Origin of the sequence: Actinomadura logoneensis (assembly GCF_003428695.1) — a bacterium.
GTDB lineage: Bacteria > Actinomycetota > Actinomycetes > Streptosporangiales > Streptosporangiaceae > Spirillospora > Spirillospora logoneensis.
On record NZ_QURH01000220.1, the window covers coordinates 1 to 11,663 of the forward strand.

9 protein-coding genes are annotated in these 11,663 nt (G+C 70.1%); 8 read left to right on the forward strand and 1 reads right to left on the reverse strand.

Features of this window, described 5'->3' with window-relative positions; genetic code table 11:
* The first annotated feature begins 435 nt into the window (after nucleotides 1-435).
* From arc to DZF91_RS12510, 8 genes are all read left to right on the forward strand, one after another.
* Nucleotides 436-2,199 (forward strand): proteasome ATPase, encoded by a 1,764-nt coding sequence (arc, locus tag DZF91_RS12475; protein ID WP_117357637.1) that lies wholly within the window; start codon nucleotides 436-438, stop codon nucleotides 2,197-2,199.
* 215 nt (nucleotides 2,200-2,414) lie between these two features.
* Nucleotides 2,415-3,932: a depupylase/deamidase Dop gene (dop, locus tag DZF91_RS12480; RefSeq protein WP_117357638.1), complete on the forward strand. Its 1,518-nt coding sequence runs from the start codon at nucleotides 2,415-2,417 to the stop codon at nucleotides 3,930-3,932.
* 262 nt (nucleotides 3,933-4,194) lie between these two features.
* The gene (locus DZF91_RS12485) at nucleotides 4,195-4,404 is read left to right on the forward strand and encodes a ubiquitin-like protein Pup (protein WP_117357639.1); all 210 of its coding nucleotides are present in this window, start codon (nucleotides 4,195-4,197) and stop codon (nucleotides 4,402-4,404) included.
* A gap of 133 nt (nucleotides 4,405-4,537) precedes the next feature.
* Complete coding sequence (locus DZF91_RS12490; protein WP_235834238.1) at nucleotides 4,538-5,701, forward strand: endonuclease domain-containing protein; 1,164 nt, start codon at nucleotides 4,538-4,540, stop codon at nucleotides 5,699-5,701.
* A gap of 279 nt (nucleotides 5,702-5,980) precedes the next feature.
* Nucleotides 5,981-6,829 (forward strand): proteasome subunit beta, encoded by an 849-nt coding sequence (gene prcB / locus DZF91_RS12495; protein WP_117357640.1) that lies wholly within the window; start codon nucleotides 5,981-5,983, stop codon nucleotides 6,827-6,829.
* Nucleotides 6,830-6,850: 21 nt separating this feature from the next.
* The gene (gene prcA, locus DZF91_RS12500) at nucleotides 6,851-7,612 is read left to right on the forward strand and encodes a proteasome subunit alpha (RefSeq protein WP_117357645.1); all 762 of its coding nucleotides are present in this window, start codon (nucleotides 6,851-6,853) and stop codon (nucleotides 7,610-7,612) included.
* A gap of 186 nt (nucleotides 7,613-7,798) precedes the next feature.
* A complete protein-coding gene (gene pafA / locus DZF91_RS12505) occupies nucleotides 7,799-9,157 on the forward strand; it encodes a Pup--protein ligase (RefSeq protein ID WP_117357641.1) in 1,359 nt (452 codons plus the stop codon).
* 256 nt (nucleotides 9,158-9,413) lie between these two features.
* Nucleotides 9,414-10,346 carry an FKBP-type peptidyl-prolyl cis-trans isomerase gene (locus DZF91_RS12510; protein WP_117357642.1) on the forward strand — a complete coding sequence of 311 codons (933 nt, stop codon included), beginning with the start codon at nucleotides 9,414-9,416 and terminating at the stop codon, nucleotides 10,344-10,346.
* Nucleotides 10,347-10,478: 132 nt separating this feature from the next.
* Here DZF91_RS12510 and DZF91_RS12515 read toward each other — a convergent pair whose 3' ends face one another.
* Entirely contained in the window at nucleotides 10,479-11,558 is a 1,080-nt protein-coding gene (locus DZF91_RS12515; protein WP_117357643.1) for a DUF3866 family protein, read from the reverse strand.
* Between the last annotated feature and the right edge of the window lie 105 nt (nucleotides 11,559-11,663).

Genomic DNA, 11,663 nt, shown 5'->3' on the forward strand with positions numbered 1-11,663 from the left:
GCCGACGGTGCGCCCGCGACCGGCCCCGAGACCCCGGCGACCGGCCCCGCCACCCGAACGGCCACCGACGCGGCGCCCGCCGAGACCGCGTCCCCGGAAGCGGCCTCTCCCGCGAACGGCGCGTCCGCCACGCCCGGCGACGGCGAGTCCTAGATCACAATCAGGTCACCGGCGCCCCACCGGGCGCCGCCGACCACCTCCGCCCCGCCCGCACCACCGCAACACCCGCCGAACTCGGCAAACACCCCGACAAGCACGTTCCAAGCCGCCGCCCACCGCGGCGGCCCCGAACGCCGCCGCCCCGCCGCGCCCCCGCCACCTCCCCACCGGGACGCCCCCGGCACGACACGAACACCGAATGGGCAGGTTACGGAAGCCCTCCAGATAGGTAGGGTCTCAGTAGGTCGTCGGCTCTTCGTGAGGAGGTGACGGGGCGTGGCCGCTCGTGACGAAGCTGGGGCGCGCAAGGCGCAGCACGAAAAGGAGGTACGAGACCTCCAGACGCAGATCTCCTTCCTGGAGGAGGAGATCTCCGTGCTGCGCCGCAAGCTCGCGGAATCCCCGCGCCAAGTACGCGTACTGGAAGAACGTCTCCACGAGGCGCAAGCCAACCTGGCCGCCGTGACAGGCCAGAACGAAAGACTCGTGGCGACCCTCAAGGAGGCCCGCGAACAGATCGTGGCCCTCAAGGAGGAGGTCGACCGGCTGGCACAACCGCCATCCGGGTTCGGCGTCTTCCTCGAAGCCCGCGACGACGGAACCGTCGACATCTTCACCGGTGGACGCAAACTGCGCGTCAACGTCAGCCCGGCCGTCGAAGTCGACGAACTCCAACGCGGTCAGGAAGTGATGCTCAACGAGGCCCTCAACGTCGTCGAGGCCCTCGAATTCGAAGAGCAGGGCGAAGTCGTCATGCTCAAGGAACTGTTCGACGACGGAGAACGCGCCCTCGTCATCGCGCACGCCGACGAGGAACGCGTCATCAAACTCGCCGAACCCCTCCGCGGCGTCCCGCTCCGCCCGGGCGACTCCCTCATGCTGGAGACCCGCAGCGGATACGCCTACGAGAAGATCCACAAGGCCGAGGTCGAGGAACTCGTCCTCGAGGAGGTCCCCGACATCTCCTACGAGGAGATCGGCGGACTCGGACCCCAGATCGAACAGATCCGCGACGCGGTCGAACTGCCCTACCTGCACGCCGACCTGTTCCGCGAACACCAGCTCAGGCCCCCCAAGGGCGTCCTGCTCTACGGCCCCCCCGGATGCGGCAAGACCCTCATCGCCAAGGCCGTCGCCAACTCCCTCGCCAAGCAGGTCGCCGAGAAGACCGGCCAGGAGGGCAAGAGCTTCTTCCTCAACATCAAGGGACCCGAACTCCTCAACAAGTACGTCGGCGAGACCGAGCGCCACATCCGCCTCGTCTTCCAACGGGCCCGCGAGAAGGCGTCCGCCGGCACCCCCGTCATCGTCTTCTTCGACGAGATGGACTCCATCTTCCGCACCCGCGGATCCGGCGTCTCCTCCGACGTCGAGAACACCATCGTCCCCCAGCTCCTCAGCGAGATCGACGGCGTCGAGGGCCTCGAGAACGTCATCGTCATCGGCGCGTCCAACCGCGAGGACATGATCGACCCCGCGATCCTCCGCCCCGGCCGACTCGACGTCAAGATCAAGATCGAACGCCCCGACGCCGAGGCCGCCAAGGACATCTTCTCCAAGTACATCCTCCCCGGCCTCCCGCTCCACCCCGACGACCGCGCCGAACACGGCGACAGCCCCGCCGCGACCGTCGAGGCCATGATCCAGCGCGTCGTCGAACGGATGTACACCGAGAGCGAGGAGAACCGCTTCCTCGAGGTGACCTACGCCAACGGCGACAAGGAAGTCCTCTACTTCAAGGACTTCAACTCCGGCGCCATGATCCAGAACATCGTGGACCGGGCGAAGAAGATGGCCATCAAGCAGTTCCTCGACACCGGCCAGAAGGGCCTGCGCGTCGCCCACCTCCTCGCCGCCTGCGTCGACGAGTTCAGCGAGAACGAGGACCTGCCCAACACCACCAACCCCGACGACTGGGCCCGCATCTCCGGAAAGAAGGGCGAGCGGATCGTCTACATCCGCACCCTCGTCTCCGGCAAGCAGGGCGCCGAGGCCGGACGCTCCATCGACACCGTCGCCAACACCGGCCAGTACCTGTAACCACACCACCACCGACGGCGCGGCCCCACCCGGGACCGCGCCGTCGGCGCGTCCCGCCCCATCCGCACCCGCCGACCGGCACCCCGCGACCACCCCCGCCGCCCCACCCGGCCCGACCGAAACCCACCACGCCGCAACACCGGACCCCGACCACGCCGCAACACCGGACCCCGGCCCCATGGCTCCACCCCGCCCGCCCCGATAGGCTCGACGATATGAGTGTTCGGCGGGTGATGGGCATCGAGACCGAGTACGGCATCTCCGTACCCGGACAGCCAGGGGCCAACGCGATGGTGACCTCCAGCCAGGTCGTCAACGCCTACCTCGCGGCATCGGCGGCACGGGCCAGAAGAGCCCGCTGGGACTTCGAGGAGGAGAACCCCCTCCGCGACGCCCGCGGCTTCGACCTCGCCCGCGAGGTCGCCGACCCCACCCAGCTCACCGACGAGGACCTCGGCCTCGCCAACGTCATCCTCACCAACGGCGCCCGGCTCTACGTCGACCACGCCCACCCCGAGTACTCCGCGCCCGAGACCACCAACCCGCTCGACGCCGTCCTCTGGGACAAGGCCGGAGAGCGCGTCATGGCCGACGCCGCCCACCGCGCCGGACTCGTCCCCGGCACCCACCCCATCCAGCTCTACAAGAACAACACCGACAACAAGGGCGCCTCCTACGGCTGCCACGAGAACTACCTCATGAAGCGGGAGACCCCCTTCGCCGACATCGTCCGGCACCTCACCCCCTTCTTCGTCTCCCGCCAGGTCGTCACCGGCGCCGGCCGCGTCGGCATCGGCGTCGACGGCCGCGGCGACGGCTTCCAGATCAGCCAGCGCGCCGACTTCTTCGAGGTCGAGGTCGGCCTCGAGACCACCCTCAAGCGCCCCATCATCAACACCCGCGACGAACCCCACGCCGACCCCGAGAAGTACAGGCGCCTGCACGTCATCATCGGCGACGCCAACATGAGCGAGATCTCCACCTATCTCAAGCTCGGCACCACCGCCCTCGTCCTCGCCATGATCGAGGACGGCTTCCTCACCGTCGACCTCTCCGTCGACATGCCCGTCGCCGCCCTCCGCGCCGTCTCCCACGACCCCACCTGCAGGCACCTGCTCACCCTGCGCGACGGCCGCAAGATGACCGCCGTCCAGCTCCAGATGGAGTACCTCGAGCAGTCCCGCAAGTACGTCGAGGACCGCTTCGGCGCCGACGTCGACGACATGACCAAGGACGTCCTCGACCGCTGGGAGTCGGTCCTGCACCGCCTCGGCGACGACCCCATGCAGCTCTCCCGCGAACTCGACTGGGTCGCCAAGCTCGAACTCCTCGAGGGCTACCGCAACCGCGACGGCCTCGACTGGTCCCACCCCCGCCTCCAGCTCGTCGACCTGCAGTACACCGACATCCGCCCCGGCAAGGGCCTCTACAACCGCCTGGCCGCGCGCGGACGCATCGAGCACCTCGTCACCGAGGAGCAGGTGCAGCACGCCGTCGAGGAGCCCCCCGAGGACACCCGCGCCTACTTCCGCGGCCGCTGCCTCAGCCAGTACGCCGACTCCGTCGCCGCCGCGTCCTGGGACTCGGTCATCTTCGACGTCCCCGGCCGCGAGTCGCTCCAGCGCGTCCCCACCCTGGAACCGCTGCGCGGCACCCGGCAGCACGTCGGCGCCCTGCTGGACCGCTGCCGCACCGCCGCGGACCTCGTCGCCACCCTCACCGGACAGCGCTGACCGAGCCGCCGAGAAGGCCCTCCCGGGATGCCCGGGAGGGCCTTTTCCGCACGTCGGTGCCTCTGCTCCGCACAGCGTGACGGAGCGCCGCCGGCCGACGCGGATTCGTGACCGGTATGCCCGTTTCAGTGGTTCGCGGACGGGCGATAACCCCACCAGGCCCCCCGTGCCGGCCGCCCGTCCTGACCTGGGCGTCGGTGCCCGCTCGCCGCCAGTGATCGGGGATAGGGTTGGGGGTACCGGCAGAGTGGAGGTACGGGACATGGCCACGAAGGACAATGGCGGTCAGAAGCAGACCACCCACCGCACCGAAGAGGTCGAGGAGACCCAGGCGGCCCCCGAATCCGACGTCCAGGAAAGGCAGGAGAAGCTTTCCGATGATGTCGACGCAATTCTGGATGAAATCGACGAGGTCCTTGAGGAGAATGCGGAGGAATTCGTGCGTGGGTTCATCCAGAAAGGCGGGGAGTGATCCGCATTTGTCCGATTTGCGACTCGGATAGTTCGAAGTGACTAGAGTGGTCGAACGTGTGAACCATTAGAGTCGAAAGCGACGACGGTTCCGCGCTTCGATTTCGGGGGTTCCCCCGGGGTGGGTGGGAGTGGTGAACAAGACCAAGGTGTGTCGCGACTGCGGTCAGGCGAAGCCGGTCTCCGAGTTCTGGAAGCGCAAGGCGTCCAAGGACGGCCTTGCGCTTTACTGTCGCGACTGTTTCGCCAAGCGGAACGCCATCTCGCACCGGAAGAAGGCGGCGGCTGAAGGCCGAGAGATGAAGGAGTTCCAGCGGCGACGGGTCGTACCGGAAGGCATGAAGTACTGTCCGCGCTGTGAACGGACGAAGCCCCTTGACGCCTTCGCCCGTAGCCGCGCCAGGAGTACGGGGATCAGCCCTTACTGCAAGCCCTGTTACAACCTGGTCATCAAGGAGAACCGCGCGCGCAACCATGGAAGCTCGCGGAATTACCTCCTGAAGCTTCGGTACGGGATCACGGCGGACGAGGCCGACCGGCTGCTCGCCGCGCAGGGCGGAATCTGCGTCATCTGCCTGCGCCATCCCGCTTCGCATACGGACCACGACCATGACACCGGGCTGGTCCGGGGCATGCTGTGCTTCAAGTGCAACAACGGCCTCGGGCAGTTCGGCGACGAGATTCGGCGACTCGAAGAGGCCGCCGACTACCTGGAGGGGCGCAGTTCGCATTCACGGGGGCTGTGGCTCGAGTTCGGGGCGACGGTGGTCCTGGGGCAGTCCCGGCGGCATCTGGAAACGCTGCGCGGGGTGAAGCGAGCCGACCATCTGGGTTCGGCGCGGCACTACAAGCTGCGTCTCAAGTACGGGATCACAGAAGCCGAGGCTGACGCCCTGGTGGAGTTTCAGCGCGGGCTGTGTGCGGTCTGCAGTGATCGCGAGCCCGAACACATCGATCACTGCCATGACACCACGGCGGTTCGGGGTGCGTTGTGCTTGGGGTGCAACTCGGGGATGGGGCTGCTGGCGGACGATCCGGGGACGCTTCGGCGGGCGGCGGCGTATCTGGAGGGGACGCTGGTCACCGAGGTACCGGTGGCCGGGGGAGGGATGCGGTTGTCGTTCACCCTTCCGGACGTCGATCCCGCGGAGGTCGCCGACGGCGGGTGGGAGCGGGTCCGGGACGCGGACGTGCGGCATCGGAAGGCGATGCGGGACGCGGCGTGGGAGGCGGAGTGGTGTTTCGGGGGTCCGTTCGCCGATCCGTTCGCCAGGGCGTTGACCGGTGGGGGCGGCTGAGGCGGTCGAACGGGTGAGTCCGCCGGGCGGTCCGTGTGGGCCGTCCGGCGGTGGCGGTCCCGGTGGAGTGGTCCGGGAGTGGCATGCCGGACGGTCGCGTGGTCGCGCAGACGCCCGGCCGCCCGGTCGCGTGGTGGGGGGTTCGCCGTGGGCGGAGTGGGTTCGCGGCGTTCGCGGTATGCGGTGGGAGCGGGGTGAACAGTAGGGTCTTAGTGTCCGCGCCGGTGAGGTCGTTTTCGCGAGGCCGCAGCCGGGGTCGTGCTGGAGGGAAGGAGTCGCGTGGCGTCGCAGGATGCGCTTGGCGGGCGTCTGCCCGGGTTGTTCGGTAGTCCGGACACCTCGTCGTTCACGGAGTTCCTGGGGGCGTACTCGCCGGATGCGCTGCCGGGGCGGCGGGTGCTGCCGCCGGTGGGCGCCGGGGCGGAGGAGATTCCGCACGGGACGACGATCGTGGCGGTGACGTTCCCCGGTGGTGTGGTGATGGCGGGGGACCGGCGGGCGACCGCGGGTCACGTGATCGCGCAGCGGGACATCGAGAAGGTGTTCCGGGCGGACGAGTTCTCGGCGATCGCGATCGCGGGGACGGCGGGCATCGGCCTGGAGCTGACCCGGCTGTTCCAGGTGGAGCTGGAGCACTACGAGAAGCGCGAGGGCCGGACGCTCTCGATCGAGGGCAAGGCGAACCGGCTCGCGGCGATGGTGCGCGGGAACCTGGGCCTGGCCATGCAGGGTCTGGCGGTCGTGCCGCTGTTCGCGGGTTACGACGAGGTGGAGGACCGGGGGCGGATCTTCTCCTACGACCCGGCGGGCGGCCGGTACGAGGAGCGGGAGTTCCACACGATCGGGTCGGGTTCGCCGTTCGCGCGCGGTTCGCTGAAGAAGCTGTTCCGGGCGGACCTGTCGGCCGAGGAGGCCGTGACGGCGTGTCTGCAGGCGTTGTACGACGCGGCGGACGACGACTCGGCGACGGGTGGCCCGGACCTTTCGCGGGGGATCTTCCCGGTGGTGGCGTCGGTGACGGCGGACGGGTACCGGAGGCTGGGCGAGGACGAGGTGGGGGCGCTCGCGCGCAGCGTCGTCGAGGGTCGTTACGAGGCGCCGGGCGGTCCGACCGCCCCGCTGCGATAGAAGGGATGCAGGCCGGTGTCCATGCCGTTCTACGTGTCGCCCGAACAGCAGATGAAGGACAAGGCGGACTACGCGCGCAAGGGGATCGCGCGGGGCCGCAGTGTGGTGGTCCTTCAGTATGAGGACGGGATCCTGTTCGTGGCGGACAATCCGTCGCGGGCGCTGCACAAGATCAGTGAGATCTATGACCGGATCGCGTTCGCGGCGGTGGGGAAGTACAACGAGTTCGAGAACCTGCGGCTGGGCGGCGTCCGGTACGCGGACGTGAACGGGTACCAGTACGACCGCCGGGACGTGACGGCGCGCGGGTTGGCGAACGTGTACGCGCAGTCGTTGGGGACGATCTTCACGGAGACCAACAAGCCGTACGAGGTGGAGCTCGTGGTGGCGGAGGTCGGTGAGTCGCCGGATCTGGACCAGATCTACCGGTTGACGTTCGACGGGTCGGTGGCCGACGAGCACGGGTACCTGGCGATGGGCGGCCAGGCGGACGCGGTGGCGCAGGCGTTGAAGGAGCGGTTCCGTGAGGGGCTGCCGCTGGCGGAGGCGCTGCGGGTCGCGGTGCGGTCGCTGGAGGCCCAGGACAGTGAGCGGCGGCTCGAGGCGCGTTCGCTGGAGGTCGCGGTGCTGGACCGCAACCGGGAGCACCGGCTGTTCCGCCGGCTGGCCGAGGCGCGGGTGTCGTCGTTGCTGTCGGAGGAGCCGGGTGGGGCCGCGTCGGAGGATGAGGGCGGCGGCCCGGAGGGGTCGGATGTTTCGGGGGAGGGTTCTCCCGAGTCCTGACGCGTGGTGCGGGAATGGGTGAGGAGGGGCCCGTCGCGGGGTGTCGCGGCGGGCTCTTTTCCGCCCAACGTCGTGATCTACAACGTAAAGGCGGCTGCCGTGAAAGTGAGGGGAGCGCGTCCGATCCGGTGAAACAAGGGGCTGTGGAGGCTGCCAAGTCGGCGTCCGGACGCATAGGCTCGCTGTGTGGACAGGCGCATCTTCGGGCTTGAGAACGAGTACGGCGTCACCTGCACCTTCCGCGGTCAGCGGCGGTTGTCACCCGACGAGGTGGCCCGCTACCTGTTCCGCAGGGTCGTGTCGTGGGGCCGCAGCAGCAACGTGTTCCTCCGCAACGGCGCTCGGCTCTACCTGGACGTGGGCAGCCACCCCGAGTACGCCACGCCGGAGTGCGACAGCGTCGTCGACCTGGTGACGCATGACAAGGCCGGCGAGCGGATCCTCGAGGAGCTCCTCGTGGACGCCGAGCGGCGGCTCCGTGAGGAGGGCATCGCCGGCGACATCTACCTGTTCAAGAACAACACCGACTCGGCCGGGAACTCCTACGGCTGCCACGAGAACTATCTGGTGGGGCGGCACGGCGAGTTCGGGCGGCTGGCGGACGTGTTGATCCCGTACCTGGTGACGCGGCAGATCATCTGCGGTGCGGGCAAGGTGCTGCAGACGCCGCGCGGCGCGGTGTACTGCGTGTCGCAGCGGGCGGAGCACATCTGGGAGGGTGTGTCGTCGGCGACGACGCGGTCGCGTCCGATCATCAACACGCGGGACGAGCCGCACGCGGACGCCGAGCGGTTCCGCCGGCTGCACGTGATCGTCGGGGACTCGAACATGTCCGAGACGACGATGCTGCTGAAGGTCGGCGCGACGGACCTGGTGCTGCGGATGGTCGAGGCCGGGGTGGTGATGCGCGATCTGACGCTGGAGAACCCGATCCGGGCGATCCGCGAGGTCAGCCATGACATGACGGGCCGGCGGAAGGTGCGGCTGGCGAACGGCCGGGAGGCGAGTTCGCTGGAGATCCAGAAGGAGTACTTCGGGAAGGCGAAGGACTTCGTGGACCGGCGCGGCGGCGACCCGGTGGCCAAGCGGGTGCTGGACCTGTGGGAGCGGACGCTGCGCGCGGTGGAGACGGGCGACCTGGACCTGGTCGGCCGGGAGATCGACTGGGTGACGAAGTACAAGCTGATCGAGCGGTACCGGCGCAAGTACGACCTGCCGCTGAGTTCGCCGCGGGTGGCGCAGCTGGATCTGGCGTACCACGACGTGCACCGGGAGCGCGGGCTGTACTACCTGATGGAGAAGCGCGGGTCGGTGGCGCGGGTGGCGCGCGATGTGGAGATCTTCGAGGCGAAGTCGGTGCCGCCGCAGACGACGCGGGCGCGGCTGCGCGGGGAGTTCATCCGGCGGGCGCAGGAGAAGCGGCGTGACTTCACGGTCGACTGGGTGCATCTGAAGCTGAACGACCAGGCGCAGCGGACGGTGCTGTGCAAGGACCCGTTCCGTTCGGTGGACGAGCGCGTGGACAAGCTGATCGCCGGTATGTGACGGCGGCGGGCGTGTGCGGCCCGCGGGTGCGGTCTCTGGGCCGTCCCGCGGGCCGTCGCCGTGTTCGGGGCGGCGGGTGCGCGCGGAGACGTCCGGGCGGCGGCGCGTGACGGCGTTCGGTCGTGATGCCCGGCCCGCGCTCGGCCGGCTGCGATCGATGTGTTTCGGCGGTGAGGCGGCGCTTGTCCGGAAGTGACCCGGCGGTAGGGTGATCGGCCAGCCAGGATGTCGTGACGCCCCCGTGAAGGACCCCTGTATGCGTCGTCGTTTTACCGCCGTGTCCGCGGCCGTGCTGTCGGCCCTTCCGCTGTTCCTCGCCGCCGGGTGCGGCGGGCCGGACGTGCAGGTGTCGGTGAAGGGGGCGCCGGGGCAGCGCCCCGAGGTGAGGATCCCGAAGGGGACGCCGAAGGACGGGTTCGCGTCGAAGGTCCTGGCGAAGGGGAAGGGCCGGGGCGCGCGGAAGGGCGACCTGGTGGTCGCGGACTATGTCGGCTACCGGTGGAGCAAGGACGGCAGCAAGCTGCTGGCGTCGAGTTACCTGACGGGCCAGCCGGAGGCGTTCCCGACGTGGGAGGTCGTGCCGGGGCTGGCCAAGGCGTTCGAGGGGGCGCGTCCGGGCGCGCGGGTGGTCGCGAAGATCCCTCCGAAGCAGGGGTACGGGGACGCGGGGGACCAGGGGCGGCAGATCGGCCCGGACGACACGCTGGTGTACGTGCTGGACGTGCGGGGCGTGTTCACGCCGTCGGCGATGGCGCACGGGACGAGCAAGCCGCTGAGCGACCCGGCGTTGCCGCAGGTGGGAGATGGTGGCGCGGGGCAGGCGCCGTCGATCACGGTGCCGAAGCGGCCGGCGCCGAAGGCGCTGGGGACGCGGACGCTGGTGCAGGGCGATGGTCCGCAGGTCCGCAAGGGGCAGTTGCTGGCGCTGCAGTACAAGGGCGTGTTCTGGCGGAACGGCAAGGAGTTCGACTCGTCCTGGACGGCGGGGCACCCGCACGCGGTGACGATCGGGACCGGCCAGGTGATCAAGGGCTGGGACCAGGCGCTGCTGGGGCAGCGCGTCGGGAGCCGCCTGCTGCTGGTCGTCCCGCCCGCCCTGGCGTACAAGCCGCTGGGCGGGCTGCCGCAGGCGGGGATCCGCGCGGACGACAGCCTGGTGTTCGTCGTCGACATCCTCGGCGCGTTCTGAGCCTGGACCGTCCGAGACGGGCTCGCGCCGCCCGAGCCGTCCCAGGGGCCGCGGCGGGCCGGGTGCGTGCTCGTCCGTCCCCTGGCGTCTTCTGCCAGGGGACGGGCCGGAGCGTCGGTCGAGCGGGCTCGGCTACAGGAGGGTCGCGGTGTGGCGGCCCGCGGCCGCGGCGGTGAGGAAGTAGGCGAGGTCCTCGTCGAGGCCGCGGCCCATGGTGGACATGCGGACGCCCCAGTCCTGCTCGGCGATGGCGCAGATGTCGCGGAGGTCGGTGACGGCGGTCGGGACGAGGGTGTGCCGGTCGCCGAGTTGCGCGGCCTGGGCGGCGACGCGTTCGCCGAACGGTCCGCCGAGTTCGGGGACGGGGATGTCGGCGCGGGCGAGGGCGACGCGCCCGTAGGCGGTGATGCTGTGGTGGGAGACGCCCTGGTGGCGTTCGCGGGCGTCGCCCTCGCTGACGCGCAGGGAGCCGACGGGCCGTCCGGACAGGACGGACGCGGCGTTGACGGCCTCGCCGGCCGAGACGCCGGAGAAGCCCCAGCGGGTGCCGGTGCCGAGGTTGCCGGGGCCCTGGGCGAGGACGACGACGTCGGCGGCGAGGATGAGGCGGGCCGCGAGCAGGCCGGTGTGGACGGTGACGGCCTCCAGGTCGCCGCCGAACGCCTGGCCGACGGTGACGGTCGCGGCGAGCGCGCCGATCTCCTTGAGCCGGGCGAGCGACATGGAGAACCAGGCGGGCAGGGCGCCGCCGTCCGGCATGACGTAGACGACGCGGGTGCCGGGCCGGTCGGCGAGCAGGCCCGCGAGGATCGGCGGGAGCGCCGAGTGCAGGTCGGCGACGATGACGGGCATGCCGGTGAGGGAGTCGGCGTCCTGCAGCAGGGCGTGGTGGGGGGAGTCCTGCTCGTCCACGCCGAGGACGGTCGTCTGCAGCGGCGTGTAGCGGGCCTTGACCAGGTGGCCGGGTCCGATCGGGTCGGGCGGGAGGCGGTCGGGGACCGCGACGACCATGGCGTAGCCTCCGGTCCCCAGACCCATCGCCAAGGCCGTAGTGTTGAGCAGGACGGTGTCGCCCGGTTCGGGTCTGCCCACGAGCGCGGGGTAGGCCAGGGCGCGGCAGTCGCCGTCGCCCCCGACCGTGACGTCCAACTCGACCGCTCCCGGCCATTCGCGCCGGATGCCTCGTACTGTGCCTTCGCGCCATCGGATCACACCGGAGACGGTAGCGTCCTCCCGGGGGCGGCGACGAGGCGGCGCGCGCTCGGCGGCGGGACGCCGTGGAGACCGGCGGCGCGGCCGGCGCGGGGAGACCGGCGC